Here is a 26,732-nt window from a genome sequence, read left to right on the forward strand (position 1 = left end):
CCCGCCGTTCTGTTCGTCCGCGTGTCACCCGCCCGAGGGGTCCGGGCTGTTCCGGAGCTGGTCCGATTGGTTAGAGTCCCTGCCATGGCTGAGAACTATGAAGACCCCGCCGGCAGCACCCAGATGTTCCGTGCCTTCGTGGAGACCCCGCAGGTGGAGACCCAGAGCAACGTGTCGGTGCACCGCGCCGGCAGCGGCGGCGGCCGCAGCGGGATGATCGTCATCGGGGCGGTCGTCGCGCTGGCTGTCGTCGCCGTCGTCGTCTGGCTCGCCGTCAAGTAACGGCGAGCCCCTCGCAGTACCGGGGCGGACGCGGCGTCAGCAGGGCTGGCGCCAGGCGTCCAGCTCCAGGTGCTTCTCCATCGAGCTGAGCTGCAACTGCTTCGACCGGCCGCAGTACTGACCGTTCGGCACGTTGTACTCGACGTGCAGCACCGCCTTGCCCTGCTGGATGAACGGGGTGAGCTTGTCGCACTCCGAGTACTCCGCGCACTGCTCGTTGACCGCGAAGTCGAAGTCGTTCACCAGTGCCGGGATCTGGTCCAGGTCGTTCTTGAGCGCGACCCCCAGGCCCCGGTCATGGGCGAGCCCGGCCACCATCCGGTTGAACGCCAACTGCTGGTCCGCGGTGAGCGGGAAGCCGCTCTTGTTCACGTAGGCGTCCAGCAGGTCGGGCTCGACGGCGTCGAAGCCCTTCCCCTTGCACATGTCGAACCGCTTGGCGAGCAGTGGGCGCAGCACGTCCAACTGCCTGATGTCGAGCCACTTCTCGCCCTTCCAGCCGTTGCCGGACCCCTCGACCGAGTTGGGGAAGGCGGCGGCGTCGGGGCGGAAGCTCTCCCAGGAACCGGCGTTGACGTAGCAGATCACCTTGCGGCCCTTGGCGTGCAGGGCGGCGACCACGTCGGCGCCGTTCTCAAAGCCGTCGATGTCGTACACCGGCACGTCCACCGACTGGTCGACCGAGCCGCCCAGTTGCCACTGCCAGGCGGTGCCGGGTGCGGGGTGCCAGATCGCCCCGGTGGTGCTGCCGGTACCCGGGGAGCTCGCCGGGCCGCTGGGGTGGCCCGGCGCGCTGCTGCCGGGGGAGGCCGAGGTCGCCGGTCCGGACGGGGAGCCCGAGGGCGAGCCGGGGGCCGAGGTGGCGTCGGAGAGCGAGGGGACCGGCTGCGGCGCCGGCGTGGCGTCCCCGTCGTCACCTCCGCCGTCGCTGCCGCAGGCACTGGCCAGCAGTGCGGTGGTCAAGGTCAGGGCCGCCCACAGGGCGGCGGCGGATCGACGGGTCACAGCGGGCACTCCGGGTCGGTCGGGGGCGAGGGCGATGGAGTGGCGGGTCGGCCCTTGGCGGAGGGGTGAGCTGAGAGGTGGGCAGTGGGGTGAGCTGAGGGTTGAGCGGTGGGGCCAGTGGTGGGGGACAGCCCGTACGGCAGGCGGTCCCAGGGGTTGGCCCCGCTGCCGGGCACCGCGCAACCGACGCCCGCTCGCCGGGAGGCGATCAGGGCGCCGGTGGCCTCGGCCCGGTCGGCGGGGACCTCGTAGACCAGGTGGCAGAACCGCTCGGCCGGGTGGTGTCCGGTCCACAGCGGCAGCACCAGGTCCTGGTAGCTCTTCCAGGTGCCCTCGAAGGTGACCAGAAGGTCGCTCAACTCGGGCTCGGCGTAGGCGGGTTCGGGGTGGTCACCGTGACCCAGCACGACCGTGGCGCAGCCTGCTGCCCGGGCTGCGACGGCGAGTCGGCGGTAGTGCGGGACGGCGTCCGGGTGGGTCGCCGCCTGGTCGAAGTAGACCCCGGTGGTGCCGTACCAGTCGCGGTGGTTGAGGATTTCGGCGACCACCTGGGCGTGCGGCCGGCTGCCGTAGCCGGTGTCGACGTACCCGAGCACCTCCACCCCGGCCTCGGCCAGTCGGGCCGAGGCCTCGGCGAAGGCCGGCTCCAGGGCCGGGCCCGGGCCGTCGGCCACGTTGAGTACCACGGCTCGTACCGTACCGGGTCCCGCGGCCGCCACCGCCTGCCAGGCCGCCGGGTCCACCGCGGGGTGGACGTACAGCGGCACCAGCAGGCGGGTGGCCGTGGCGGTGCCGGTCATCGTGCTCCGGCGGTCGGTGCGGCCCCGCCGGCTGCCTGCCACAAGTCGCGCAGGCTGTCAGCGAGTTGGAAAGTCGGCTGCCAGCCCAGGGTGGCGCGGGCGGCCGAGATGTCGGCCTGCTGCCAGGAGACCGCGGCCGACCGCTCCGAGCCGGCCCCGGTCTCGGCCAGCTCACCGGTCCAGCCGGCCGCCGCGATCAGGCCCTCGGCCACCGCCCGGACCGGCCTGGCCAGGCCGCCGGCGATGTTGAGGATCCGCGGCAGCGGCCCGGTGGCGGTGACCGCGGCGGCCACCGCCGCGGCGACGTCCCGGGCGTCCACGAAGTCGCGGTGCGCGCTCAGGTCGCCCAGGGTGATCACCCCGGTCGGCCCGGCAGCCAGCTCGGCCGCCAGCCGGCCCGGCAGCGAGGCCGCCGGTGAGCCGGGGCCGAGCGGGTTGAACACCCGCAGCGACACCGCGTCCAGGGCGGACTCGGCGACCGCCAGGGTGCCGGCCAGCTTGGTGACCCCGTAGATGCCCAGCGGGCTCGGCTGGCTGCGCTCGGTCAGCGAGCTGCCCGGCTCCGCGGGGCCGTACTCGCCGGCCGAACCCAGGTGCACCAACCGGGCCCCGGGCCGGGCCAACTGCAGCGCCTCGGCCAGCACCGCCGGGCCGCGGGCGTTGACCTCGGTCTGGTGGAGCGCCGAGCCGCTGACCGCACCGGCGCAGTTGACCACCACGTCGGGTGCCTGCGCGGCGAGGTCGACGGCCAACTCCTTGACCTGACAGGTGGCCAGGTCGAGCCTGAGGTGGTGGTCCGGGCGCCGGCCGGCCGTGCGCAGCTGCACCGCGGGCAGGGCCCGCAGTGCAACTGCGACGTGCCGGCCGAGGAACCCGTCCCCACCCAGCAGCAGGATCCTCACGCGGCCCGCCCGTCGGCGACCGCCTCGGCGAGCTGCGGCACCTCGACCGGCCCACTGGCGGGCTGGGCCGGGATCAAGGTGGGCTCCGCCACGGCCACCTGTGCCACCTGCGCCACCTGCGCCGCGTGTACCGCCTGTGCCGCCGGTGCCACCGGCGCCACAGAGCCGGCCGGAGCCACCGGGTTCGCCGCGGGCAGCAGCAGATCGCGGCGCAGGGCGAACTCGGCGTTGGCCCGGTCGTAGTCGTCCGGGCGGCCGATGTCCAGCCAGTAGCCGTCGAACTCGTAGGCGGACGGCGGGGTCTGGGAGTCCAGCAGGTCGAGCACCAGCTCGTCGAAGCCGAGCGGCAGCCCGGGCTGGTACTTGGCCAGGGCGTTGCGGGACACGCCGTAGACGCCCATCGAGACCCGGTAGTCGTAGCTGGGCTTCTCGTGGAACCCGGTGATGGTGCCGCGCTCGGTGGTCAGCACCCCGAAATCGATCTTCACCTCGCGCGCGTAGGTCGCGATGGTGAGCGGCGCACCCGACTCCTCGTGCTGCTGGAGCACCCCGGCGAAGTCCAGGTCGGTGAGGATGTCGCCGTTCATCACCAGGAAGTTGTCGGGCAGCCGGTCGAGCATGGTGAGCAGCGGGCCCATGGTGCCCAGCGGCGTGTCCTCGACGGCGTAGCCGACCCGCAGCCCCCACTGCGAACCGTTGCCGACGTAGGCGCGGATGATGTGGCCGAGGTGGCCGATGGCGAGCGTGACCGTCTTGAAGCCCGCGGCGGCGAGCTGCCGCATCACGATCTCCAGGATGGCGTGCTGGTCACCGATCGGGACCAGCGGCTTGGGCAGGGCGGTGGTGTACGGGCGCAGCCGAACACCCTTGCCGCCGGCCAGGATCACTGCGTGCATGTGGTCTCCCCCACGAAGTCGACTGGACTGTGTCAACACAGAGCGTGCTCAGAACTGGACGCTGTTCAGCGCCGTGACGTGCTCGGACCGGGTCACACGTTGTACAGGTCGGTCTTGTAGCGGGCCAGGTTGGCGGGGTCCCGGAAGAAGGCGATGGTCTTCTCCAGGCCGGCCTCGAGCGAGTGGGCCGGGGCCCAGTCGGTGGCGGCGCGCAGCCGGCTGGCGTCGGCCACCAGGCGCATCACCTCGGAGTTGGCCGGGCGGATCCGCTGGGTGTCCTCGCGGACCGTCAGGTCGACCTCCATCAGCTTGCCGACCAGGGTGACCAGGTCGCCGACCGAGATCTCGCCGCCGGTGCCGGCGTTGAAGGTGCGTCCCACCACGGTGTCGGCGGGCGCGGTGCCGACCGCGTGGAAGGCGGCGGCGGTGTCCTTGACGAACATGAAGTCGCGGGTGGGCCGCAGGTCGCCCAGGGTGATCTCGCGCTCCCCGGCGGCGATCTGCGCGATCACGGTGGGGATCACGGCGCGCATCGACTGGCGCGGCCCGAAGGTGTTGAACGGACGCAGCGTCACCACCGGGGTGTCGAAGCTCGCGTGGTAGCTGTCCGCCAGCCGGTCCCCGCCCGCCTTGGAGGCGGCGTACGGCGACTGGGTGTTGATCGGGTGGTCCTCGGTGATCGGCACGGTCTGCGCGGTGCCGTAGGTCTCACTGGTCGAGGTGTGCACCAGCCGCGGGATGTCCAGGTGGCGCACCGACTCCAGCACGTTCAGGGTGCCGGTCACGTTGGTCTCGATGTACGAGTGCGGCGCCTGGTACGAGTACGGGATCGCGATCAGCGCGGCCAGGTGGTAGACCGCCTCGGTCCCCTTGACCAGCCCGTTCACCGAGCCCGGGTCGCGCACGTCGCCGAGCACGATCTCCACCGAGTCCAGGGTGTCCCGGTCCAGGGTCTCCAACCAGCCGAAGGAGGAGAAGGAGTTGTACTGGACCATGGCCCGCACCCGGTGCCCGTGGGCGACCAGGTGCTCGACCAGATGGGAACCGATGAATCCCTCGGCTCCGGTGACTGCGACAGTGGTCATGTCGGTGAACTGCCTTCTGTTGTGTGGTGTGGGAAATCAGCGGTGACGCGTGGTGCGGCCCAGCACCACGACGGCGACCGGGACCAGGACGGCGGCTGCTGCTCCACAGCCGTAGACCTGGGCCATCACGGGGTCGCCGCCGAGGAGCAGGGCGAGAATCTCGGAACCGGCCGCGAAGACGGCCAGTCCGGCGGTGCGCCAGGCCACCGAGAGCGCCTGCAGCAGCAGCGCGGTCCATAGCGCGGCGGCGAGCAGGAGCAGGGCGGCCAGTCTGGTGGGACTGATCAGGTGGGCCGAGGCCCACAGCGGGGTGACCGCGTAGTCCAGCGCGGCCACCGCGGCGACGTAGCCGCCCAGGCAGCCGGCCAGGGCCAGCGTGGTGCGGCGGCGGAAGTCGCCGGGACTGAGGCTGACCCGCAGCGCGGTGGTGGCCGCCGCCCGGTAGCGGTACAGCAGCCACTCGGCCAGGCCCAGACTCAGGGTCAGGGCGACCAGCGCGGGGCCGGCGGCGGCCGAGTCGGGTACCGCCGGGGCGTGCGGTCGCAGGCCGTGGTGCACGGCGGCACCCAGGCCCGCGACCATGGTCAGGGTGCCGACGCCCAGGCCGAACAGGCCGGCCGCCAGCGTGCTCGACCAGCTGGGGCCGGTGTGCACGGTGGCCGGCGCGCGCAGGCAGTCGGTCAGTTCCCAGCCGGCCAGGCCGAGCGCCGCGGCCAGGGTGCTCACCAGCACCGCGGCCCGGGCCAGTCCGTTCAGGTCGACCAGGTGGACCAGCAGCGCGCCGACGGCCGAGGGGGCCAGCGCGACCAGCAGGTGCTTCTCCCGGCCCAGCACCAGCAGCACGGTGGCCGCGGCCAGGTAGCCGGACTGGCCGAGGAGGAAGACCAGGGCGGCCAGCGGCCCGCCGATCAGCCAGCCGCAGCCACCGGCCAGCACCGCCCCCAGCGGGGCGCCGATCGCCAGGGTCAGCCCGGCCGAGCGGCGGTCCAGCCGGCTCTGCCAGCCGTAGGCGCGGTGCGCCAGCGCCTGGTTCCAGGCCCAGCTGATCAGGGTGGCGGCCGCGGTGGCGGCCATCCCCGAGGGCAGGCCGTAGCGCAGCCGGTGCGGTGCGAACAGGTCGGCGCCCAGCAGGTAGGCCAGGCCCGGCAGGGCGAAGACCAGCCCGCGCAGCACGCAGCGCCAGGGGTCGATCCGCCACGGGTTCTCGGCGCTGCTCGGGCCCGGGTAGCGCCGGTCCACCTTGGCGAAGAGCTCCTCGGCCAGGGTGAAGGCGTCCGCGCGGCCGTAGAGCAGGGCGGCCTGCTCGTCGGTCAGGCCGTCGGACTCCAGGAAGGCGGCGATCTCGTAGGGGTGCACCGCGTCGGCGCACAGGTCGGCCAGCCGCTCGGCCAGGTCGTCCAGCGGGTCGGCGGAGACCGGCGGGTGCTTGGGGTCGGCGGGGTCCGGCGCCTGGGGGCGGCGGCGGCGCGGCGGCAGGGTGCGCAGCCGCATCGTCTCCTCGGCCCAGCCGGGGGTGCCCTCGTCCGGCACCAGCCGCAGCGGGCCGCTCACGCGGCACCCTCCGCGTCGCGGGACTGGGAGTGGACCACCGTCAGGTTGGTCTGACCCGCCGTCAGCTCGGTGTAGATGGAGCGGAAGCCGTCGATGTTCTGGCGGAGCGTGAACTGCTCGATCACCCGCAGCCGCGCCTCGGCACCCATCCGGGCCCGCCGCTCGGGGTCGCGCAGCAGCTCCAGGGCCGCCTTGGCCATCGGCTCCGGCTCGCGCGGCGGCACCACCAGGCCGGTCTCGCCGACCGCCTCGCGCACCCCGCCGACATCGGTGGAGACCGTCGCCCGACCCGAGGACATCGCCTCGATCAGGGTGAACGGGAAGCCCTCGCTGATGCTGGAGAGCATCACGATGTTGCCGGCCGCGTAGGCGTCCTGGATCAGCTCGACCCGGCCCTCGAAGACCACCGAGTCGCCCAGGCCCAGCTCCTGGGCCAGCTTCTCGCAGCCGTCCCGGTAGCCCTCGGCGCCGCGCGCGGTGCCGCCGAACAGGCGCAGCCGGGCGTCGGGTATCTCGGCCCGGACCAGCGCGAAGGCGCGGATCAGGGTCTCCAGGTCCTTGATCGGGTCGACCCGGCCGGCCCAGGAGAGGGTCGGCGTGGTCGGCTCGGGGCCGGCCGCCGGGAACAGCTCGGGGTCCACCCCGTTGTAGACGGTGCGGATGTTCTCGGTGGGGGTGCCGCCGCGCTCCTCCCAGCGTCGGTTGTACCGGTTGCCCGGGGTGACCAGCGCGGCCTGCGAGTAGCTCTCCTCGGCCAGCATCCGGTAGAAGCCGAGCAGCAGCGCCTTGACCGGCCACCGGTACGGCCCCGTGCGGTAGCCCAGGTAGCGCTCGCGCAGGTAGATGCCGTGCTCGGTGAGCAGGAACGGTACGGCGAACTGCTGGGCGGCTATCAGGCCCGGCAGCGCGGCCAGGCCGCCGCTGACGGCGTGGGCGACCCCGTGCCGGGGCGGCTCCACACTGAGCGGGCGCAGCGCGTGCTCGAGCAGGTCGGTGGCGTGCAGGGCGTCGTGCAGGGAGGGGTCCGAGGCGGCCGTGGGCAGGTACGGCCGGGACCACACGCCCTGCAGGGTGCGCAGCGCGCCCTCGGTGCGCAGCGCGGGGCTGAGCAGGCCGCGGCGGGCCAGGTCGGCGAAGCTGTACAGCTCGGTGCCGAAGTGGGTGGCGTAGACGGGGTCCAGCAGCGAGTGCAGGAACCGCTCGTAGGAGTCCAGGAAACGGCGCAGCTCACGGCCGCGCGGCGGCTTGCCGGCGGCGGCCGGTCCCCACAGCGGTGCCATGGTGACGGACCTGACCTGCGGCGGCAGCTCCCAGGCGAGCTCCTCGGCGCCGGTACCGGTCACCGCGATGATGTCGAACTCCACGTCGGGCATGCCCTGCACGAGCTGGTCGCACCAGACACTGACCCCGCCGTGAGCGTGCGGGTACGTCCCCTCGGTGAGCAAGGTGACGCGCATCCTGCTTCCTCTCCCCCCATCGGTGGCACCCGGTGGCGGCCGGGCGCCGCACCGGTGCGGTCTCGTCACGGTGGACGAGCCGCACCGATGGGTTCCGCTACTTGCTGCTGGTGTTACTTGCTGGTCGGGACCAGCGACTTGCCCTTGGTGCCCTTGGAGTCACCGGGGCCGGCCGAGACCGCCTTGCTGGTGCCCGTGGGCACCACCGCCTTGGGTGCGGTGCTGTTGGTCTTGACCGTGGTCGGTGCGACCTTGGCGGCGCTGACCGCGGCCGGGGCGGAGCCCGAGCTGAGGGTCAGCGTGACCGAGCTCTGGAAGACGCCCGGGGTGGCCCAGCCGGACAGCGTGCCCGCGTAGGCGCTGCCGAACGCGGTCGAGCCGAGCAGCTGGGTCTGCACGGTTCCGGTCGGCATGGTGGCCTCCACCTGGACGCCGGACGGCGCCTGGACGGTGACGGTGTTGCCGATCCGGTAGGCCGTCACCTTGCCGGCCGAGACCGCCTGGTTCCAGGCCGCCCGCTTCTGCATCTCCTGGCCGATCGCCGCCTCGCGCAGGTTCACGATCGGGGCCGTGCTGTTGTACAGCCCGTTGTAGCTGCTGATGATCGAGTTGAGCACCGGGTAGGCGATCCGGTCCTCGGCGAAGTTCGACTGGTGGATGAAGTGCGGCCGCGGGTCGTTGCTGGTCACGTGCCGCAGGTCGATCTGGGTCTCCAGCGGCACGATGTACGAGGCGTACCCGGTGCCGGTGTTCAGCGGGGCCGACAGGCAGGTGGAGTTGCCCGCGGTCTCGCAGACCCCGCTGCCGCCGTTGGCCTTGCTGGTGTAGATCCAGTTGTACTCGTCGACCTCTTCGTTGGTGTGGCCGGCGTTGTAGAACACGTTCATCGGGTAGCGCGGGACGGTCAGCGCGGAGCCGATCTGCCGCTGGCCCGACTCGCGGGACGCGTCCGAACCCGTGAACTTGATGCCCTCGGCGGTGAACGCGGGCGCCAGGAACGGGTTGTCGGTCGGCTGCTGCGGCAGCGTGACCAGGCCGGAGTGCTCACCGGTGAGCAGCTCGGTCTGGTCGATGTTCAGCTTCTGCTGCTTGGCCCAGTCGATGTTCTTCTGGATCGCGCTCTGGATGTCCGCCTGGCTGACCCACTGGATGTTGCCGGCGGCGTCCGTCTGGCACTTCCACGGCACGACCGTGACGTTCTGCTGGCAGCCCAGGAACGGGTGGTCCCAGGTGTGGTTGATGAACCGCATGGAGTTCTGGTTCGCCAGCACCGAGGTCAGCAGACCGTCCGTGGTGGCGCCCGTGCGCTCCAGGTAGTCCTGGCTGCCGAACCCGTTGAACGGCCAGTCGATCGTGAAGTTGTTCGCCTTCTGCCACTGCAGCAGGTAGCTCACGTCGTCCGAGGTCATCCGGATCGGGCTGCCGTCGGCCGGGGTGCCCGGCTGGCAGGTCACGTCACCGGGGGTGCACTTGAGGTTGGTGTCCCAGCGGTCGTCGGACAGGAACAGGTCGTCCGCGTGGAGCGCGAAGTAGTTCCGGTCGTAGCCGAGGTGCACGCCCTGGGTCAGCCAGTCCACCATGCCGCGCGCCAGCAGCCGGTACTGCTGCTGGTACTGGTTGTAGACGAAGGTGACGACCAGTTCCTTGCGGCTGTCGTGGCTGTACTCGCCGACCAGCGAACCGCGCGAGGTGGTGCCCGGGATCGGCATGTCCACCAGCGGGGTGAACGAGGCGCCGGCGGGCAGCGTGGCCAGCGGGGTGGCCAGGTAGCCGTAGCTCTCGCTGACGCTCGGGTCGTTGTCCTCGAACGGGACGTTGCCCTGCAGGTAGCCGAACGGCCCGGCGGTGCCGGCGGCGGTGACCCCGCCCTGCATCCCGTCCAGGGTCCCGATGAAGCCCGGGTTCTGCGCCCAGTTCAGACCGACGTCCGGCCGGGCGTAGGTGTACGCGTCGACCTGCCGGATGCCGAACTGCGCCTCGTAGGCGGCCAGCGCGGTCATCTCGGCGGAGCCCGAGGCGAACGGGTTGTCGTTCGGCAGCACCACGCCCTGGAACTTGGCGCGCGGCGAGCCGTTCACGGTGTCGCTCAGGAAGGCCGTGGTGATCTGCGGTCGGTTGGGGTCCGACAGCTTGACCACGGTGTAAGGCGTGCCCTCACTGGTGAGCTCCGCGGTGATCGCGGCGACGGCCGGGCCGCCGTCGTCGACCACGAGCACGGTGAGGTCAATTCTGTTCTGCGTTGCTGCGAACGCGGTCGTGGACTGCAGGCCCGCGGCCAACAGACCGGCTACCGCGCACGCGGCAGCCCGACGGGTCACTCGACCCATGTGGTTCCTCCCCTGAGAAGGTGGAGCGCCCCCGTGCATCCACCCGGCTGTACTTGTGTCCCCCGAGTCGCACGGTCAGCCGTGCTCGTCACTGCCGACCATGGTGGGCCAGAAATACCGGCTGCATGGGCTGAACGAGTGATAGTGCAGCCAATCTGTCATAGACGTTCACCTTGGTGCCACCTTGGGCACCGGAAAGTTGTTAAGCCGGACTTAATGTGCAGCTAAGCCGGGATGGGCCATGACAATTTCTGTTTGATGAACGCGTCTCACCAGGCGAAACATGTCGTATACGGGCGCGCAAGACCGCCTCGCGCGCTCCGAGTGACTTGTGTGCACGAGCGGGCGCACTTCGTAGTCTTGTCGGACCGCAGTTCGGCAGACCCCGAGGAGCAGTAGTGATCGACCAGCCCGCTCACCCCGATCAGGCCGTGGGCGAACTGGCCGCCCGCAGCCTCGGCTTGCCCGGCGCCGTCAACGCACGTGACCTCGGCGGTTACCGCACCGCCGACGGACGGCCGGTGCGCAGCGGGTTGGTGCTGCGCAGCGACGGGCTGAACCGGCTGACCGAAGCCGATCATGAGCCGTTCGCCGCGCTGGGCGTCCGACACGTGATCGATCTGCGCAGCCTGGCCGAGGTCCGGCAGGCCGGACCCGACCGGGTGCCCGGCCTGCCTGTGGCGGACATCACAGCGGTGGAGTACTCCGCCGAGCCGCTGAGCGTGCGCGCGCCCGGACCCGACGGCCTCACCCTCCACCACCTGCCGATCTTCGCCGCCGACTTCGACATCTACGTGGCGCTGCGCCGGGCGCTGGCCGACCGCGACCCGGTCAAGCAGCGCGAACTGCTCGGCGACGGGCGGGCCGCGGAGATCATGGTCGGCCTCTACCGCTGGTTCGTCACCGACCCGGTGGCCCGGCAGCGGTTCGCCACGGTGCTGCGGTTGCTGGCGGAGCCGGGGCAGGGGCCGGTGATCTTCCACTGCACGGCCGGCAAGGACCGCACCGGCTGGACCGCGGCCCTGCTGCTCACCGCCCTCGGGGTGGACCGGGACACGGTCTTCGAGGACTACCTGCTGACCAACGTGCGCTCCGCCGAACTGATCGACACCTTGGTCGACAGCTTCCACACCCGCGGCCTGATGCAGGAGCCGACCCTGCTGCTGCCGCTCTTCCTGGCCGACGCCGCCTACCTGGAGGCGGCCTTCGCCGAGGTGGCGGCCGGCTGGTCGGGCTTCGAGGAGTTCTGGCGGGCGGGCCTGGGCCTGGACGATCAGGTGCTGGCCGGGCTGCGGGCCAACCTGCTCGACGGCGCCTGAGCCCGGCCGCAGCCTTCGCCCCCGCGGCAGGGGCGGTCGGCCTTCGAGAGGTCAGCCCTCGCTGGTCAGCCCCTCGCGCAGCTGGGTCAGGGTCTTGGTGAGCAGCCGGGAGACGTGCATCTGCGAGATGCCGATCTCCTCGCCGATCTGGGACTGGGTCAGGTTGCCGAAGAAGCGCAGCATGATGATCCGGCGCTCCCGGGGCGGCAGCTTGGCCAGCAGCGGCTTGAGCGACTCGCGGTACTCCACGCCCTCCAGCGCGAGGTCCTCGTAGCCGAGCCGCTCGGCCAGCGGGCCGTCCCCGTCCTCCTCGCCGGGCGTCGAGTCCAGGGAGCTAGCGGTGTAGGCGTTGCCCACCGCCAGGCCCTCCACCACGTCCTCCTGGCTGACCCCGAGGCACACGGCCAGCTCGGCCACGGTGGGGGAGCGGTCCAGCCGCTGGGAGAGCTCCTCGCCGGCCTTGGTGAGCGCCAGCCGCAGCTCCTGCAGCCGCCGCGGCACCCGGACCGACCAGCTGGTGTCCCGGAAGAAGCGCTTGATCTCGCCCACCACGGTGGGCATCGCGAAGGTGGGGAACTCCACCCCGCGGTCCGGGTCGAACCGGTCGATCGCCTTGATCAGGCCGATGGTGCCGACCTGGACGATGTCCTCCATCGGCTCGTTGCGGCTGCGGAACCGGGCCGAGGCGTAGCGCACCAGCGGCAGGTTGAGCTCGATCAGGGTGTCGCGCACGTAGATGTGCTCGGCGCTGCCCGGCTCCACCGTGGCGAGCCGGCGGAAGAGCGAGCGGGAGAGGGTGCGGGTGTCCAGGTTCGCGGTGGCCTGCGGCGCGGCCGGCTGGGCGGGCACCGGCTGGGCGGGCGTCGACTGGGGGTCCGTCGGCTGCTGGTCCGTCAGCTGGTGGTCCGTCGCCCGGGGCTGCTGCTCGGCGACCGCCGTACCACCGTGGATCTTCGTGCTGACCGTTTCTGCGGACATGCACCCACCCCCTCGTGACTGGTCAACGGGAGCCCCCGCTCGGCGGTTCCCCGGTCTGCGCCGAGTGATCGGCGTGCCCCACCGCTTGCTTACCGGCCGGGCGCGGGTCGCAAACCCCGACGTCGCGAGATGTCACATGGCGGTAACGCGCAGCTATGGGTTGTTCCTGCTCATTCGTCCCAGGAGTTTCCGGTCCGCAGCCTGGTCAAGATTCTCGACAACAGCCGGGAGACGTGCATCTGCGACATGCCGAGCTCGCTGGAGATCTGGGACTGCGTCAGGTTGGCGAAGAACCGCAGCATCACGATCCGGCGCTCCCGTTCCGGCAGCTGGACCAGGAGGTGGCGGACCATGTCGCGGTGCTCGACGTCGGTCAGCGCGGAGTCCTCGTAGCCGAGGCGGTCCAGCAGGGCCAGCCCGCTCTCGTGCTCCTGGGCGGCCTCCAGCGAGGCGGCGTTGTAGGCCCGCCCGGCGTCCAGGCAGGCCCGTACGTCCTCCTCCGGGATCCGCAGGTTGGCCGCGATCTCGGGCACCTTGGGGGTGCGGCCGTGGGTGACCGTCAGTTCCTCCATCGCGCCGCTGACCTGGACCCAGAGCTCCTGGAGCCGGCGCGGGACGTGCATGGTGCGCACGTTGTCGCGGAAGTAACGTTTGATCTCCCCCAGGATGGTCGGCAGTGCGTAGGTGGGGAACTGCACGCCGCGGTCCGGGTCGAACCGGTCGATCGCGTTGATCAGGCCGATGGTGCCGACCTGGACCACGTCCTCCATCGGCTCGTTGCGGCTGCGGAACCGGGTGGCGGCGTAGCGCACCAGCGGGATGTTGACCTCGATCAGGGCGGCCCGCACCTGCGCGCGCTCGGGTGCGTGCGGCGGCAGCTCGGCCAGCCGCTCGAAGAGCACCCGGGTCAGGGTGCGCACGTCGATCGGGCCGCCGCCCTCGGCGGGCGGCTCCGGTGGCTCCGGCGGCTCGGGCGGCTCGGCGTGCTCGACCGGCTCCGGCTGCTCCACCGGCTCGGTGGGGGACGCCGGCTCGGTGCGGGCCACGGGCTCGGTGCGGGTCGGTGCGTCCGTGCGGGCCGACGGCTCCGCGAGTGCCGCCACCTCGGTCCGTGCCGCCGGCGCCGTCCGCGCCGTGCCGGTGTCCGTGCCGGCCCGCGGCCGGTCGTCCTGGATCCGCACGGACGCGCCACCCCCTCCTCGTTGACCGCCCTGCCCTGACCGGCAAAATCGGTCATAGCATCACAAGCCGGGCGCGCTCCGTTCAAGCACCACTCGGAGGCGTGTTGACGGACCGTCGGGTGGCTGCGGCCGAATGCGCCACGGCCCCCCGATCGCCCGGATGCCGCGCGTGGCGGTACCGGGTGGCGGGGGGCCGTTGGGTGGTGCGTGTGCGACTGACTGGCAGACGGGGCCGCCAGGGCCGGTCAGACCTCGAAGTCGGCGACCACCAGGGTGGCGATCTCGCGCCACTGCTGGGCGACGGCCACGTGCGCCGGATGGGTGGCGTAGGCGTTCAGGCCCGCCTCGTCGGCGAACAGGCTGTTCAGGGCGAAGTCGTAGGCGACGTCGCGCGGGCTGACGTTCCAGCCGGTCTGCCACTCGAGCAGCTCGGGGATCTGCTGGTCGAGCCCCTCGAAGCCCTTGGCGGCGGCGAGCGCGCGCTCGTCGTCCTTGGCGATGCCTTCGTTGAGCTTGAACAGGACCAGGTGGCGGATCACGGGAGACTCCAGCGGGGTGAGGGCGACAGACCTCGACACGGTAACCCGGGGCCCGCGGCGGGCGGCCGGAGTGCCCGCTATTTGACCAGCCCGGACATGAACTGCCCGAGCGAGTTGGCCGCGTCCGAGATGCCGACGAAACCCGACTGGACCAGTTCCGCCGCGCGGGCGGGCGAATGGATGATCGTGTACACCACGAAGATCAGCAGCAGGTACATGCCTATCTTCCGTGCCTGAGCCATCCCGACCGCCACCCTCCGCCGTCTTCCCCACCCGGGTCAGAGCGCAGCTTATCCACCGTTCGGCGTAATCAGGTGAGGGGCGCGTTCACCCGGCGGGACGAAGGTCCCAGTGACTCGGGTCATTGTGCGGATGCCTCGGACCGAGCGCGACGGCAGGATGGTTGACGTACCGGGGACCTGGCAGGAATCCCCGGTGCGTTGGTCCGGAGTCTCCCCGCTGTGGGACCGGGTGCCGTGGCTTCCCCCCTGACACGGCACTGGGTTGGGGAACTCCGCCGGGGCAGCCGACTAGTCCCCCCGAGTCGGCTGCCCCCTCAGCGGAGCTGATGGGTCGTCGGCTCCGCTGTTCCCTCTCTTCCGGCCGATCTCAGGCCGACCCCCCGGCCGACCACCCCGTCCCGGCCGGCGCTACGACTGGGTGAAGCGCACCTCGGCCTCCGGGACCAGCCCCAGCTCCTCGCCGGTCACCGGCTCGCCCGTGCTGATCAGGATGTTGTAGTGGTTGGGGAAGTGGCAGGCGTCGAAGCCCAGCACGGTGCCCACCGGGCGGCCGCCGATCCAGACCGTGTCGCCCCGGTCGATCACCCCCGCCCGGGAGATCTCGGTGAAGCCCAGGAACCCGACCCGGTCCACCCGGGTGCCGGCCTGCGCCTCGGACAGGTCGGTGGTGACCAGCTCGTGCAGCTCGCCGGCCCGCACGCAGCGGCTGGCGTACGGCTCCACCGTCATGCCGCGGTCCTCCCGGCGGTGCACCAGCACCTTGACCAGCTCACCGGCCACCGCGCGCTTGGCGCCGTCCTCGCGCGGCCGGACCTGGTGGTGGGTCAGCTCGGTCATCGGACCTCCTCGGGAATGCGGATCGCGACGTGGGTGGCCTGTTCGCCGGCCAGCCGGTAGGCCGCGTGCACCAGGTCGAGCGCGGCCTGGCCGCCGTCGCGGTGCCCGCCGGGGCGGTCCAGCGCGGCGCCGAAGGCGGCCAGGATGCCGCGGTACTCGTGCCAGAGCGACTCCTTGAACCCCGGGCACCCGGCCAGCAGATCGGCCCGGTGCACGCTGCCGTCGGCCAGTGTGATGGACACGTCCTTGAGTTCGCCCGGGTAGCTCCAGTCCAGCTCCACCCGGGCCCGGCGCGGCGGTGCCTCGTCGGTGGCCAGCTCCACCACCGCCCGCCGGTCCAGCCCCGCCGCGTCGCGCTCCACCGTGGCGCGGACCACCGCCGGCTCGGCGCCGGCCAGCACCAGGCGGACCAGGTCGAAGGCGTTCGGCCCGTTGTCCGCCACGCAGCCGCCGCCGCAGCGCGCCGGGTCCAGGTACCAGCGGTCCTGGCCGATGTGCTCCTCGATCTGCTCGAAGTAGCGCACCGTCAACTGCCGCACCGGCTGGTCCAGGCGGGCCAGCAGCTCGCGCAGCGGGTGGTTGTAGCGCCGGTGGAAGGCGGTGAACAGCACGGTGCCGCGCCCGGCGGCCAGCGCCGCCAGCCGCTGCGCGTCGGCCGGGTCGGTGGCCAGCGGCTTCTCCACGCAGACCGGCAGCCCGGCGGCCAGCAGGTCCCGGCAGAGCGGGTAGTGCGCGTCGTTGGGCGCGGTGACCACTGCGGCGGCCAGCTCGGGGTGGGCGGCCAGCAGCGCGCGGTGGTCCCGGTAGCCGGGCACCGGCGGGCCGTCGGCCAGCGCCGCCGCGCTCAGGTCGCAGACCGCGGCCAGCTCGAATCCGGGGTCGGCCTCGATCGCGGCCAGGTAGAACCGGGAGATCACCCCGAGGCCGATCACGGCGACCGGGCGCGGCGGGTGGTTCACGCGGCACCGCCGATCGGCCGCGGCGGGGTCAGGCCGGTGGCCGCGGCCAGCTCGGTCAGTTCCGCGAACCGGGCCGGCGACAGGTGCACCCCGCTGATCTGCTGACGGGCCGCCAGCTCGCCCTCGGGGTGGCCCGGGTAGCCGACCGGCGCGGTCGGGTCCACCGGCGGGCAGTCCAGCAGGGTGGCGAACAGCTCCGCCGCCTCCCGGGTGAAGTCGGCCCCGGAGCGCAGCGCGCCGGGGGCCACCGCCAGGGCCAGGTAGCCGATGTCGTCGTCGCGCCCGGTCGGCCCGCCGTCCCCGGCCAGCGCCTCCGGCGCCGGGCCCAGGCCCGCGCCGGACAGCAGCGCGCCCAGCACCTCGACCACCAGGCCCAGCCCGTACCCCTTGTAGGCGCCGGTCTCCGGCCGGCTGCCCAGCCAGAGCAGGTGCGCCTCGCCGCGGTCGAAGGCGGCCGGGTCGGTCACCGGTGCGCCGTCCTCGTCGGCCAGCCAGCCCTCCGGGATCGGCTGCCCGGCCCGGGCCGCGGCCCGGATCCGGCCGGTCGGCACCGCGGTGGTGCTCATGTCCAGCACGAAGGGGTGCAGCCGCTCCCCGGCGGGGGCGGCCACGCTCAGCGGGTTGGTGCCCAGCAGCGCCGCCCGCCCGCCCGGCGGCCGGGCGATCCGCTGCCGGCCGCAGTTGGCGGCCAGCAGGCCGATCATGCCGCGGCGGGCGGCCCGCAGGGTGTGGAAGCCGGCGCACCCCAGGTGGGTGGCGCCGCGCACCGAGACCAGCCCGATGCCGTGCGCGGCGGCCCGCTCCACGGCCAGGTCCATCGCGGCCGGCGCCGCCCACAGGCCCAGTGCCCGGCGGTCGTCGCGCAGCACGGCCGCGCCCAGGTCGGCCAGGGTCTCGGGTTCGGCTGCCGGGTCGGTGCGGCCCTGGTCCAGCAGCGGCAGGTACAGCCGGGTCAGGTTGGCCAGGCCGTGCGAGGTCAGGCCGGTCAGGTCGCCGTAGCAGAGCGCCTCGGCGGCGGTGCGGGCCCGGGCGGCGGGCAGGCCGCGGGCGGCGAACACCTCCGCGGTGAAGCGCAGCAGCTCGGGGTAGCGGACCAGCAGGCCGGGGCGGGGGGCGGTGGTGCCCAGGCGGGCACCATCGCCTTCGAGGGTGGCGGTCAGGGGCATACGGGGTGCGGCTCCTGGGGGTGCGGGATGCTCGGAGAGGGCTTGGGCAGGGTGGGGTGCCGGTCGAAGGCGAGCAGCAGCCGGCTGATCGACTCGGCGAACGCGGTCAGCTCGGTGGTGCGGACGAACTCGCCCTCGGCATGGGCCTGGTTGCCGGCCAGCGTGCCCGGGCCGAGCACCACGGTGGCGGTGCCCGGGCGGTTGGCCAGCCAGATCGCGTCGCAGGTGAAGGCCGGGCGGTCGACCGGCCAGCGGGCCAGGCCGGCCGCGGCCAGCAGCTGCGGCAGCCAGGGCTCGCCGAGCGGCGGCTCCAGGGCGGGCAGGCCGCGCTTGAGCCAGTCCAGCCGGGTGATCCGGCGGGCGTCCACCGCGGTGCGGGCCAGCAGCGGGTTGGCGGCGAACCGGTCGGCGAAGGCGGTCAGGCCCTCGGCCACCGCGGTGGTGAGGGCGCGCTCCAGCCGCTGGGCGGTGGCCCGGTCCGGGTAGGCGAGGTTGAGCAGCAGCTCGCCCCGGCCGTAGACCCGGTTGTGCAGGTGGCCGGTGTGCAGGCCGGCCACGCACAGCCGTCCGTCGCCCGGGTGCACGGTGGCGGCCAGGTGCTGGGCCAGGAAGCCGAGCAGCACCGTGGCGTTGTGGCCGGCGGCCGGCTGGTCGTCCACCGCGTCCTGGCCGACCACCCGCAGCCGGGCGGTCATCGCGGCGGTGCTGCTGGTCAGGGCGAGGTTGCCGGTGGGCTCGCAGAACACGTTGAGCCGGCCGTAGTGGCCCTGCTCGACCAGCGGGCGGGTGCCCAGGGTGCCCAGCGCGCCGCCCTCCTCGGCGGCCACCGCCTGCAGCAGCACGGTGGTGTGCCCGGGCAGCTCGGGCCGGGCGGCCAGCGCGGCCCGCAGCCCCGCCAGCAGCGCCACCGCCGGGCCCTTGGCGTCCACCGCACCGCGCCCGTGGTAGGCCCCGTCGGTGCAGTGCGCCGGCCAGTGGCCCGCCACGGTGTCCAGGTGCACGTTGAACATCAGGGTGCGGGCCCGCTCGCGCGGCGGCCCCAGCCGCAGCAGCAGGCTGGGCTGCTCGGCCAGGAAGGCCGGGTCGGCTGCGGCGGCGGTGCGCACCGGAACCGGCACGTCCGGCAGTTGGGCCCAGCGCGGGGCGGGCGCCGCGTGCTGCACGGTGGCGAAGCCCAGTTCGGCGGCGGCCTCGGCGTAGCGCTGCTGGGCCTGCCACAGGGCTGCCGGGACCACCGGCTGCTCCAGCGGCCCGGCGGTCGGCAACTCCAGCAGATCGAGCAGGAGTTGATGGTCGGCCGGGGTCAGCACGCCAGGCCCTCGGGGCCGGTGCGCCAGCCCGGTTCGCCCGCCACCACGGCCTCGGCCAGCGAGCGCAGCGCCTGCCCGCACGCGGCGAACTCGGCCCGGCAGACGGCGGCCGGCGCCCGGAAGCCCTCGTGCGGGCGGTGCACCAGGTGCGGTTCGATCGACAGGTGGCCCTGGTAGCCGGTGTCCAGCAGCAGCCGCAGGCAGTCGGCCAGTTCGGCCGTGCCCTGACCCGGCACCCGGTACTCGACCTGGTCGCCGCGACGCACCGCGTCCTTCACCTGGACGTGCCGCACGTACGGCGCCAGGGTGCGCAGCAGCTCCAGCGGCCGGTAGCCGTGGGCGGCGCCGTTGCCGGTGTCGAAGAGCAGGCCGAAGTGGTCGGTCCCGCCGGCCGCGTCCAGCAGCCGCAGCGCCCGCCCGCCGTCGCGGCCGGCCCAGCCGGAGCAGTTCTCGTGCAGCAGCACCACGCCCAGCTCGGCGGCCCGGCGGGCCAGCACCCGGATCCGGCGCAGCACCTCGCGCTCCCACTCCTGCTCGGGCAGTGCGTCGTTGGGGTAGGACATGATCCGCAGGTAGCGGGTGCCGAGCGCGGTGCACCGGTCGGCGAGCACGGTGAGCTCGACCAGCTCCTGGTCCAGGTCGCAGCTGATCGGGCGGGCCCAGCCGCCGATCCGGGAGGCGACCACCGGGACGGTCAGGCCGGCCTCGGCGATCCGGGCGGCGGCCCGGGCGAAGGCGGGGCGGCTGAGCAGGTCCAGCGGCTGGCCGTCGACGGTGCGCAACTCAATGGCCTGCCAGCCGAGTTCACGGGCGGCGGCGAGCTGTCCGGCGAGGTCGGCGGCGGCCTCGTCGGTGATCCCGCAGTAGCCGATCCGCCGTTCGGTGCGGCCCGGCGGCGAGTGGCTGGTGATCCGGCGGGGGGAGAGGTCAGTGGACACGGGTGAGCTCCGGTTCGCAGGGGGCGACGGCGGTGAGGGCGGGAGCGGTGGCGGCAATGCCGCTCAGGGCCTTCGCGGCGCCGAGCAGCTGGACCGCGCGCAGTTGGGGGGCGAACTCCCGCTCCGGGGCCAGCGGGCCGGCCAGGAAGCGGGCGTAGGTGCGCTGCAGGTAGCTGCCGAGCGAGTCGTCGGGGAACACCTCGCGCAGCTGCAACCGCTGGGAGTCGACTCGCAGTTGGGCGTACTCGTCGTCGGCGCTGCCCGGGTAGTGGCCGGTCGCGGTGCCGTGCGCGAAGCGCAGCGTGATCCGCCGCTCGCGCACCGGGCTGGTCAGGTCGGACACCAACTCGCTGCGCACGCCGCCGTGGTGGGCCAGCAGCAGTCGGGCCCCGCCGAGCCCGGGGCGCAGCCGGCCGGCCGCCCGCAGGTCGTGGCAGGAGGCGGCGGCCACCTCGGCGTCGCCGGCCAGCCGCAGTACCACGCCCAGCGAGTGCGGCAGTTCGACGTCGAAGGCGGTGGGGTGGCCGTCGGTGGTCAGCGAGCGGCGGAACCGCGGCTTGTGCTGGCGCACCGCGATCCGGCGCAGCTCGCCGAGCGGACCGCCGCGCACCAGGGTGGTCAGCCGGTCGGTCAGCGCGCTGGCCAGCCAGGGGGCCACCACGGCGACCTGCAGCCGGTGGCGGTGCACCAGGGCGGCGAGCGCGGCCAGGTCCGCCGGGTCGGTGGCCAGCGGCTTCTCCAGGATCAGCCGCTCGAAGCCCAGTTCGGCGAGCTCGGCGACCAGGGCGGCGCGGGCCCGCGGCGGGGTGCAGACGTGCACCACGGTGCGGGCCGGGTCCAGCTCGGCGCGGGCGGCGGCCAGGGTGGGGAGCCGGCGCAGCTCGGCGGGCAGCTGGGCGGGCCGGGCGGCCGGGTCCACCGCGAGCACCGGGGCCGGGGCGAACAGGCCGACCGCCGTGCGGCGCAGCCGCAGCAGCACGGGCAGGTGCAGTCCGGCGCCCGCGCGGCCGAGGCCGACGATGAGCGTGCGGAGCATCGCGGTGCCTTCCTTGCTCGGGCCCGTCGGCGGGCAGGCGGCGGTGGGGTCGGCGCGGGCAGGGGGTCCCGACCAGCCTGCCGATCTCGCTGACGACAAGTCAATTCACTTTGGGGTGTTTCTTCTCGAAAGAGTGGATTACTCGCTATCAACACTCTTTTGACGGTATGCGGCCTTGGAGTTGACATACCCTCGGTGCCCCCGAGACCAGCGCGAACACCCAGTGAGGGGGAGCCGTGCCGAGCCCCGCCGACACCGTTCCGCAGCAGAGCGAGCGGCCCGCAGTGCCCTTCTTCGACCAGGCCCGCACTTTCGCCGAGCTCTGGCCGCTGATCGAGCGCCACGCCCGCGAGGTGCTGGACGACGGAAAGTTCTCGCACGGCCGCCAGGTCGAGCGGCTGGAGCAGGAGCTGGCCCGGTACACCGGCGCCCGGTACGTGGTCGGGGTGAACAGCGGCACCGACGCGCTGGTGCTGCTGCTGCGCGCCGCGGGGCTGCGGCCCGGTGACGAGGTGGTGGTCCCCGCGTTCAGCTTCTTCGCGGGGGCCTCCTCGGTGGTGCTGGCCGGCGGCACCCCGGTCTTCGCCGACATCGAGCCGGTCGGCTACGGACTGGACCCGGCCGCGGTGGCCGCCGCCGTCACCGAGCGGACCAGGTTCCTTCTGCCGGCGCACCTCTTCCACCGGCTCGCCGACCTGCCGGGGCTGGCCGCCGTGGCCCAGCAGCACGGGCTGACCCTGCTGGAGGACAGCGCCGAGGCGATCGGGATGCGCCGGGGCGGGCGGCACGCCGGCCTGTTCGGCGCCGGCGGGGTGCTCTCCTTCTTCCCGACCAAGACGCTGGGCGCGATCGGCGACGCCGGGGCGGTGCTCACCGACGACGAGGAGCTCGCCCGCACCGTCGACGCGCTGCGCCACCACGGGCGGTTCGGCCGCACCATCGGCGACTTCCGGGCGATCAACACCGCCACCTCGCTGCCCGGCTTCAACAGCAAGATGGACGACCTGCAGGCCGCCGTGCTGCTGGCCAAGCTGACCAGGCTGGACGCGGACATCGCCCGCCGGGCCGAGCTGGCAGCCGCCTACGAGGAGCGGCTGGCCGGGCAGCGCGGGGTGCTGCGCCGCCCGGCGGTGGGCGGGGTCGAGGGCCAGGTCTTCTACGTCTACCTGATCGAGGCGGAGCGGCGCGACGAGTTGGCCGCCCACCTGGCCCGGCACGGGGTGGAGACCGAGGTCTACTACCCCTCGCCGCTGCCGCTGCAGCCGTGCTTCACCGAACTGGGCCACCGCCCCGGTGACTTCCCGGTGGCCGAGGCGGCCTGCGCGCACACCCTGGCGCTGCCGCTGTACCCCGAGCTGACCCTGGACCAGCTGGACCGGGTCTGCGAGCTGATCAGGAGCTTCTACCGATGACCACGACCGATCTGGCCATCCCGTTCTTCCCGCCGGACCTGTTCGAGGGCGACCGCGAGGTGCTGCTGCGGCTGCTGCGGGAGACCGGCACCGCGCCCGGTCAGCAATTCATCCTGGGCGAGCAGACCGCGCTGTTCGAGCGGGAGCTGGCCGAGCGGTTGGGCGCGGCGGACGTGGTGGCCTGCTCCAGCGGCACCTCCGCGCTCACCCTGGCGCTGGCCGCGATGGAGGTCGGCCCCGGCGACGAGGTGGTGGTGCCCGCCTTCGGCTGCGCCCCCCTGGCCTCCAGCGTGCTGGCGCTGGGTGCGGTGCCGGTCTTCGCCGATGTCGACCCGTGGACCATGGTGCTGGACCCGGGGGAGGCGGAACGGCGGATCACCGGGCGGACCAAGGCGCTGATGCCGGCCCACATGTTCTCGGTGATGGCCGACCTGCCGACCTTCGCCGCGCTGGCCGGGCAGTACGGGCTGCGGCTGCTGGAGGACTCCGCGGTGGCCCAGGGCGGGGTGCTGGCCGGGCGGGCTGCCGGGCTCTGGGGGGAGGCGGGGGTGTACTCCTTCGTCCAGGTGAAGACCTTCGGGATGCCCGGCGAGGGCGGCGCGGTGGTCACCCGGGACGCCGGGATCGGCCGGGTGGTGCGGATGCTGCGCAACCACGGGCAGGACGGGCGGACCAGGTTCCGGCACCACCGGATCGGCTGGAACAGCCGGTTCGACGAGCTGCAGGCGGCCTTCCAGCGGTACCGGCTGCCGGGGCTGGCCGGGCGGCTGGCCCGGCGGGCCGAGATCGCCGCCTACTACACCGAGCGGTTCGCGCCGCTGGCCGGGCGCGGGATCCAGGCCCCGCCCGCCGCCGCGCCGGAGCGGGACGGGCGGTGCTTCTACGTCTACACGCTGCTCGCCGAGCGCCGGGACGAGCTGGCCGGGCACCTGGCCGCGCGCGGGGTGGCCTCGCACGCCTACTACCCGTTGGCGCTGCCCCGCCAGCCGGCCTTCGCCCCGCTCGCCCGCCCGGGTGACGACTGGCCGGCCGCCGACCGGGCGGCCGAACAGGCCCTCTCCATCCCGGTCTACCCGCATCTGACGGATCCTCAGGTCGAGCTCGTCGCCGATGCGGTGTGTGAGTTCGCCACCAACTGACTTCTGTTTCCCGACTTTTGAAGCTGGCGTTCGTCCGACTTGTCGGCTCCTGGGCCCGGTTGACCCCGAATGGCGGGTGTCGGCCGGGCCCGCCGTTCGGGTGAAGCAGCAGCCCCGTCCGAGTGAAGCACGCATCCGTCCGAACGGGCGACGCCGCGTGACCGGACCGACCAAGATCCCTTGGCGCGCATGGGCGACGGTCGGTCGCCCCCGATCGACCCGCCCAGGACACGGAGCGTGACGGTTTGCTGCCTGGTTGTGATCAACTGGCGCCGAGCTCGGGCAGTCCGCCCGATATGTCCTAGGAGGACCCATGCAACGAGTCGTCACGGTCAAGCGTTCCGTCGCCCTCGCGGTCGCTGGTCTGGTCGTGGGCACCGTCGGTGCGCTGAGCATCCCGTCGGCGCTGGCGACCAACCACACCGCGCACAAGGCCGCCGCGGTTCCGGCGCTGACCCTCGACTTCTCCGGCACCAACGACGAGGCCAACGTGCCGCAGACCGTCGGCGCGGCCTTCGGCGGCACCGCCCGGGTCAAGGACACCAACGGCGCCGTCGTCGGCACCGCCTACGACCTGTGCGACAAGGACGCCGTCTCGGCCGCCGCCGACCAGGCCTTCTGCACCGGCCTGATCAAGTTCAACAGCGGCGACCAGATCTCCTTCAGCGCCGAGCTGCCGATCAGCAACACCGGTGCGTCGGGCGGCGACTCCTTCAACGGGGTGGTCAACGGCGGCACCGGGATCTACGAAGGCATCACCGGCCAGGCCAACTTCGTGCCCCGCGCCCAGGGCGTCTACGACCTGAACTTCAGCTGATCCACGGTCAGTCCAAGGGGAGCCGTCGATTCTTCGGCGGCTCCCCGCCTGCTTCCCCGACGCCGTTCGTAATCGGAGTACCGGAGTACCGATGACCGCAACCGCCGCCCCCGGCTACGCCTTCGCCGAGGCCGCCGACCTGTCCGAGGCCCAGATGCGGGCGCTGAGCGAGGCCTTCGACCCGTTCACCACCGAGCGGCTGGCCGGTACCGGGCTCGCCCCCGGCTGGCGCTGCCTGGAGATCGGCGCGGGCGGTGGCACCGTCGCCAACTGGCTGGCTCCGCGGGTGCTGCCCGGCGGTGAGGTGCTCGCCACCGATGTGGACACCAGGCGGATCCGCCCGGTCGCCGGAGTCCGGGTGCTGCGCCACGACATCGTCCACGACCCGCTGCCCGAGGGTGAGTTCGACCTGATCCACGCCCGCCTGGTGCTGCAGCACCTGCCGGAGCGCCTGGCGGTGCTGGACCGGCTGCTCGGCGCGCTGCGGCCCGGCGGGTGGCTGCAGCTCGACGAGTTCGACGTCAGCTACGGGCCGGTGCTGCTGGCGCCGTCCGCCGACGCGGCCGAGCTGTACGAGGAGTACCTCGCCGCCAAGGCGCGGGCGCTGGAGGTCAGCGGCGCCCGGGCGGTCTGGGGGCGCGAGTGCGCCGCCGACCTGCTGGCGGCCGGGTACGACCGGATCGACCCGCAGCCGCAGGTGGCCCTGTGGCGGTCCGGACACCCGGGCCTGGCCCTGCAGTTGAGCCACTTCGACATGCTGCGCGAGCGGCTGCTGGCCCAGGGGCTGACGGACGAGCAGCTGGAGCGGCTGCGGGCGCTGCTGCGCGATCCGCAGTTCGCGATCTGCTCGCCGGTCCTCTACTCGGTGCAGGCCCGGCGCCCGGGGCAGCCGGCCGCCCGGAACGGAGCAGCGGCGTGCGACTGCTGACCCGCAGGCCGCTCGACCTCGGCCCGTTCTTCGAGACCCTGGCCGACCGCGGCACGACCACCGCGGTGCGGCTGAGCCGGCCGCTGGACGTCGCCCCGGAGGGCGGGGAGGAGTGGACGGTCCCGCAACTGGCTGAACTGGTAGCCGAGTTGTCGGCCGTACTGGCGGCTGCCGGGGTCGGCCCCGGCGACCGGGTGGCGGTCCACAAGCGCAACCACTGGGACTACGCGCTGCTGGCCGCCGCGGCCGCCCGGATCGGCGCGGTGGCCGCGCTGCTCTCCGACCACCTCGAGCCGGATGCGCTGGCCGCCCTGCTGGCCCGGCTCGCACCGGCGGTGCTGCTCTCGGACCGGTACACCCTGGCGCTCGGCGGCACTCCCGGCGGCGTGCGCACCATCTGCCTGGACGGCCCCGCGCCCGGTGCGATCGACGCCGCCACGCTGCGCGGGGGCGCGGTGCCGCCCGTCCACCGCCGGTCCGACGACGAGCCGTTGGTGATCAACCACACCTCCGGCACCACCGGCCTGCCCAAGCTGGTGGTGCACACCACCGCCAGCCTGGTCCGCAAGATCACCGCGTTCGAGGCGCACCGCTGGCCGCTGGTCTCGGTGCGGCCCGAGGACACCGTGGCCTGCGCGAGCGCCTTCGCGCACGGCCGCTCCGTCTCCTGGACCATCTCCACCCTCTGGGCCCGCCCGCGCACCGTGCTGCTGCTCGCCGACTCCGAACCGGCGCGCGCCGCAGAGCTGTTGGGTGCCGACCCGCCCAGCCTGGTGGAGCTGTTGCCGACCAGCTACGTGCGCTGGCAGCCGCTCACCGCCGGCCCGCAGAACCCGTTCCGCGACACCCGGCTGTTCGTCAGCACCTTCGACGCCGTCCATCCGCCCACCGTGCGCGCCTACCTGGACGCCTCGGCGCGCCGGCTGCCGGTCTGGCTACAGGGCTGGGGGCAGACCGAGACGGGCCCGCTCACCTTCCGCTTCCTGACCCGGCGGGCGTTGGCCCGGCGCGAGGAGCGCCACCCCACCACCCGCGACCTGGGCCGCCCGGTGCCGGGGCGGACCGCCCTGCGGGTGGTCGACCCGGAGACCGGACTGCCGGTGCGCCGGGGCAGCGCCGGGGTGGTGCTGACCCGCACCCGGGGGCTGTGCGCCGGCTACCTCGGCGAGCAGGACCGCTGGGCGGCCAAGCTGCAGGGACGCTGGTTCCACACCGGCGACCTCGGCATCCGGACCCGCTCCGGGCGGTTGCTGCTGCTGGACCGCGAGGTGGACCGGATCCCCGGCCTGAGCTGCGTCGAGCTGGAGGACGTGCTGCACGACCGGCTCCCCGAGGTCGAGGAGGCCGTGCTGCTGGACGCCGGTCCGCAGCGGCCGCCGCTGCCGGTGCTGGTCACCCGCGACGGTGTGCTCGACCCGGGGCGGTGGGCGCACGCCGTGCGCGACCTGCCGGCGCTGGCCGAGCCGCTGCTGCTGGGCCGGGACGCGCTGCCGGTCACCGGCACCGGGAAGGTCCGCCGGTACGAGCTGCGGGAGCGCTACCTGAGTGGCACGGCGGCCTCGGGTACAGGGCGCTGGACCTGAGCGCCTTCCCGCGCTGACCCCGCGTCAGTCGCCCACCACACCC

General features: G+C 73.4%; 24 protein-coding genes and 1 pseudogene. 7 read left to right on the plus strand and 18 right to left on the minus strand.

Going from position 1 to position 26,732, the window contains the following annotated elements; all coding sequences use genetic code 11:
• Positions 1 to 84 precede the first annotated feature (84 nt).
• On the plus strand, positions 85 to 282 hold the full coding sequence (locus tag C7C46_RS12490) for a hypothetical protein (protein WP_110668813.1): 198 nt from the start codon (positions 85 to 87) through the stop codon (positions 280 to 282).
• Positions 283 to 318: 36 nt separating this feature from the next.
• On the opposite strand, the gene C7C46_RS12495 is transcribed toward C7C46_RS12490, so the two are convergent.
• The 8 genes and pseudogenes from C7C46_RS12495 to C7C46_RS12530 form a co-directional block, all read right to left on the minus strand.
• Entirely contained in the window at positions 319 to 1,296 is a 978-nt protein-coding gene (locus C7C46_RS12495; protein WP_425470057.1) for an endo alpha-1,4 polygalactosaminidase, read from the minus strand.
• Positions 1,284 to 2,087 (minus strand): spherulation-specific family 4 protein, encoded by an 804-nt coding sequence (locus C7C46_RS12500; protein ID WP_110668969.1) that lies wholly within the window; start codon positions 2,085 to 2,087, stop codon positions 1,284 to 1,286. The genes C7C46_RS12495 and C7C46_RS12500 overlap by 13 nt, the downstream gene beginning before the upstream one ends.
• Positions 2,084 to 2,989, minus strand: coding sequence for an NAD-dependent epimerase/dehydratase family protein (locus C7C46_RS12505; RefSeq protein ID WP_110668815.1), 906 nt, complete (start codon positions 2,987 to 2,989; stop codon positions 2,084 to 2,086). The genes C7C46_RS12500 and C7C46_RS12505 overlap by 4 nt, the downstream gene beginning before the upstream one ends.
• 185 nt (positions 2,990 to 3,174) lie before the next feature.
• Positions 3,175 to 3,885 (minus strand): annotated as a pseudogene (locus C7C46_RS12510) (nucleotidyltransferase family protein); the annotation flags it as partial.
• A gap of 92 nt (positions 3,886 to 3,977) precedes the next feature.
• A complete protein-coding gene (locus tag C7C46_RS12515; protein ID WP_110668817.1) occupies positions 3,978 to 4,970 on the minus strand; it encodes an SDR family NAD(P)-dependent oxidoreductase in 993 nt (330 codons plus the stop codon).
• A 36-nt stretch (positions 4,971 to 5,006) separates the two neighbouring features.
• Positions 5,007 to 6,521 (minus strand): hypothetical protein, encoded by a 1,515-nt coding sequence (locus C7C46_RS12520; RefSeq protein ID WP_110668819.1) that lies wholly within the window; start codon positions 6,519 to 6,521, stop codon positions 5,007 to 5,009.
• The gene (gene pelF / locus C7C46_RS12525) at positions 6,518 to 7,978 is read right to left on the minus strand and encodes a GT4 family glycosyltransferase PelF (RefSeq protein WP_110668821.1); all 1,461 of its coding nucleotides are present in this window, start codon (positions 7,976 to 7,978) and stop codon (positions 6,518 to 6,520) included. Before pelF ends, C7C46_RS12520 begins: the two co-directional genes overlap by 4 nt.
• Before the next feature lie 113 nt (positions 7,979 to 8,091).
• Positions 8,092 to 10,305, minus strand: a complete 2,214-nt coding sequence (locus C7C46_RS12530; RefSeq protein ID WP_245984374.1) for a hypothetical protein — start codon at positions 10,303 to 10,305, stop codon at positions 8,092 to 8,094.
• Between the two features lie 398 nt (positions 10,306 to 10,703).
• Here C7C46_RS12530 and C7C46_RS12535 point away from each other — a divergent pair, with 398 nt between their 5' ends.
• A complete protein-coding gene (locus tag C7C46_RS12535; RefSeq protein WP_181442320.1) occupies positions 10,704 to 11,624 on the plus strand; it encodes a tyrosine-protein phosphatase in 921 nt (306 codons plus the stop codon).
• Between the two features lie 51 nt (positions 11,625 to 11,675).
• On the opposite strand, the gene C7C46_RS12540 is transcribed toward C7C46_RS12535, so the two are convergent.
• The 10 genes from C7C46_RS12540 to C7C46_RS12580 form a co-directional block, all read right to left on the minus strand.
• Complete coding sequence (locus C7C46_RS12540; protein WP_110668825.1) at positions 11,676 to 12,602, minus strand: RNA polymerase sigma factor SigF; 927 nt, start codon at positions 12,600 to 12,602, stop codon at positions 11,676 to 11,678.
• 170 nt (positions 12,603 to 12,772) lie between these two features.
• Positions 12,773 to 13,783 carry an RNA polymerase sigma factor SigF gene (locus C7C46_RS12545; protein WP_245984375.1) on the minus strand — a complete coding sequence of 337 codons (1,011 nt, stop codon included), beginning with the start codon at positions 13,781 to 13,783 and terminating at the stop codon, positions 12,773 to 12,775.
• A gap of 245 nt (positions 13,784 to 14,028) precedes the next feature.
• Positions 14,029 to 14,322: a Dabb family protein gene (locus tag C7C46_RS12550; protein WP_110668827.1), complete on the minus strand. Its 294-nt coding sequence runs from the start codon at positions 14,320 to 14,322 to the stop codon at positions 14,029 to 14,031.
• A 77-nt stretch (positions 14,323 to 14,399) separates the two neighbouring features.
• Positions 14,400 to 14,540 carry a hypothetical protein gene (locus tag C7C46_RS34980; protein ID WP_181442328.1) on the minus strand — a complete coding sequence of 47 codons (141 nt, stop codon included), beginning with the start codon at positions 14,538 to 14,540 and terminating at the stop codon, positions 14,400 to 14,402.
• Between the two features lie 432 nt (positions 14,541 to 14,972).
• Positions 14,973 to 15,401, minus strand: a complete 429-nt coding sequence (locus C7C46_RS12555; RefSeq protein WP_110668829.1) for a DUF6917 domain-containing protein — start codon at positions 15,399 to 15,401, stop codon at positions 14,973 to 14,975.
• A complete protein-coding gene (locus tag C7C46_RS12560; RefSeq protein ID WP_110668831.1) occupies positions 15,398 to 16,360 on the minus strand; it encodes a Gfo/Idh/MocA family protein in 963 nt (320 codons plus the stop codon). Before C7C46_RS12560 ends, C7C46_RS12555 begins: the two co-directional genes overlap by 4 nt.
• Entirely contained in the window at positions 16,357 to 17,526 is a 1,170-nt protein-coding gene (locus C7C46_RS12565; RefSeq protein ID WP_110668833.1) for an Ldh family oxidoreductase, read from the minus strand. The genes C7C46_RS12560 and C7C46_RS12565 overlap by 4 nt, the downstream gene beginning before the upstream one ends.
• Positions 17,517 to 18,836: a M20/M25/M40 family metallo-hydrolase gene (locus C7C46_RS12570; protein ID WP_110668835.1), complete on the minus strand. Its 1,320-nt coding sequence runs from the start codon at positions 18,834 to 18,836 to the stop codon at positions 17,517 to 17,519. Before C7C46_RS12570 ends, C7C46_RS12565 begins: the two co-directional genes overlap by 10 nt.
• Positions 18,830 to 19,774 carry a sugar phosphate isomerase/epimerase family protein gene (locus tag C7C46_RS12575; RefSeq protein ID WP_220040603.1) on the minus strand — a complete coding sequence of 315 codons (945 nt, stop codon included), beginning with the start codon at positions 19,772 to 19,774 and terminating at the stop codon, positions 18,830 to 18,832. The genes C7C46_RS12570 and C7C46_RS12575 overlap by 7 nt, the downstream gene beginning before the upstream one ends.
• Positions 19,764 to 20,810, minus strand: a complete 1,047-nt coding sequence (locus C7C46_RS12580) for a Gfo/Idh/MocA family oxidoreductase (RefSeq protein ID WP_110668837.1) — start codon at positions 20,808 to 20,810, stop codon at positions 19,764 to 19,766. Before C7C46_RS12580 ends, C7C46_RS12575 begins: the two co-directional genes overlap by 11 nt.
• Before the next feature lie 236 nt (positions 20,811 to 21,046).
• Between C7C46_RS12580 and C7C46_RS12585 the strand changes: the two genes are divergently transcribed.
• The 5 genes from C7C46_RS12585 (at position 21,047) to C7C46_RS12605 (ending at position 26,689) form a co-directional block, all read left to right on the plus strand.
• On the plus strand, positions 21,047 to 22,222 hold the full coding sequence (locus C7C46_RS12585; protein ID WP_245984376.1) for a DegT/DnrJ/EryC1/StrS family aminotransferase: 1,176 nt from the start codon (positions 21,047 to 21,049) through the stop codon (positions 22,220 to 22,222).
• The gene (locus C7C46_RS12590; protein ID WP_110668839.1) at positions 22,219 to 23,361 is read left to right on the plus strand and encodes a DegT/DnrJ/EryC1/StrS family aminotransferase; all 1,143 of its coding nucleotides are present in this window, start codon (positions 22,219 to 22,221) and stop codon (positions 23,359 to 23,361) included. Before C7C46_RS12585 ends, C7C46_RS12590 begins: the two co-directional genes overlap by 4 nt.
• 313 nt (positions 23,362 to 23,674) lie before the next feature.
• Positions 23,675 to 24,178: a hypothetical protein gene (locus C7C46_RS12595; protein WP_110668841.1), complete on the plus strand. Its 504-nt coding sequence runs from the start codon at positions 23,675 to 23,677 to the stop codon at positions 24,176 to 24,178.
• 91 nt (positions 24,179 to 24,269) lie between these two features.
• Complete coding sequence (locus tag C7C46_RS12600; protein ID WP_110668843.1) at positions 24,270 to 25,106, plus strand: class I SAM-dependent methyltransferase; 837 nt, start codon at positions 24,270 to 24,272, stop codon at positions 25,104 to 25,106.
• Positions 25,094 to 26,689, plus strand: a complete 1,596-nt coding sequence (locus C7C46_RS12605) for a class I adenylate-forming enzyme family protein (RefSeq protein ID WP_110668845.1) — start codon at positions 25,094 to 25,096, stop codon at positions 26,687 to 26,689. Before C7C46_RS12600 ends, C7C46_RS12605 begins: the two co-directional genes overlap by 13 nt.
• The last annotated feature ends 43 nt before the right edge of the window (positions 26,690 to 26,732 follow it).

It is taken from the genome of Streptomyces tateyamensis, assembly GCF_003205575.1.
Lineage (GTDB): Bacteria > Actinomycetota > Actinomycetes > Streptomycetales > Streptomycetaceae > Kitasatospora > Kitasatospora tateyamensis.

Coding starts and splice junctions, on each gene's coding strand:
- C7C46_RS12490 (WP_110668813.1), top strand. CDS start 85: ATGGCTGAGAACTATGAAGACCCCGCCGGCAGCACCCAGATGTTCCGT.
- C7C46_RS12500 (WP_110668969.1), bottom strand. CDS start 2,087: ATGACCGGCACCGCCACGGCCACCCGCCTGCTGGTGCCGCTGTACGTC.
- C7C46_RS12515 (WP_110668817.1), bottom strand. CDS start 4,970: ATGACCACTGTCGCAGTCACCGGAGCCGAGGGATTCATCGGTTCCCAT.
- pelF (WP_110668821.1), bottom strand. CDS start 7,978: ATGCGCGTCACCTTGCTCACCGAGGGGACGTACCCGCACGCTCACGGC.
- C7C46_RS12530 (WP_245984374.1), bottom strand. CDS start 10,305: ATGGGTCGAGTGACCCGTCGGGCTGCCGCGTGCGCGGTAGCCGGTCTG.
- C7C46_RS12540 (WP_110668825.1), bottom strand. CDS start 12,602: ATGTCCGCAGAAACGGTCAGCACGAAGATCCACGGTGGTACGGCGGTC.
- C7C46_RS34980 (WP_181442328.1), bottom strand. CDS start 14,540: ATGTACCTGCTGCTGATCTTCGTGGTGTACACGATCATCCATTCGCCC.
- C7C46_RS12555 (WP_110668829.1), bottom strand. CDS start 15,401: ATGACCGAGCTGACCCACCACCAGGTCCGGCCGCGCGAGGACGGCGCC.
- C7C46_RS12565 (WP_110668833.1), bottom strand. CDS start 17,526: ATGCCCCTGACCGCCACCCTCGAAGGCGATGGTGCCCGCCTGGGCACC.
- C7C46_RS12580 (WP_110668837.1), bottom strand. CDS start 20,810: ATGCTCCGCACGCTCATCGTCGGCCTCGGCCGCGCGGGCGCCGGACTG.
- C7C46_RS12590 (WP_110668839.1), top strand. CDS start 22,219: ATGACCACGACCGATCTGGCCATCCCGTTCTTCCCGCCGGACCTGTTC.
- C7C46_RS12595 (WP_110668841.1), top strand. CDS start 23,675: ATGCAACGAGTCGTCACGGTCAAGCGTTCCGTCGCCCTCGCGGTCGCT.
- C7C46_RS12600 (WP_110668843.1), top strand. CDS start 24,270: ATGACCGCAACCGCCGCCCCCGGCTACGCCTTCGCCGAGGCCGCCGAC.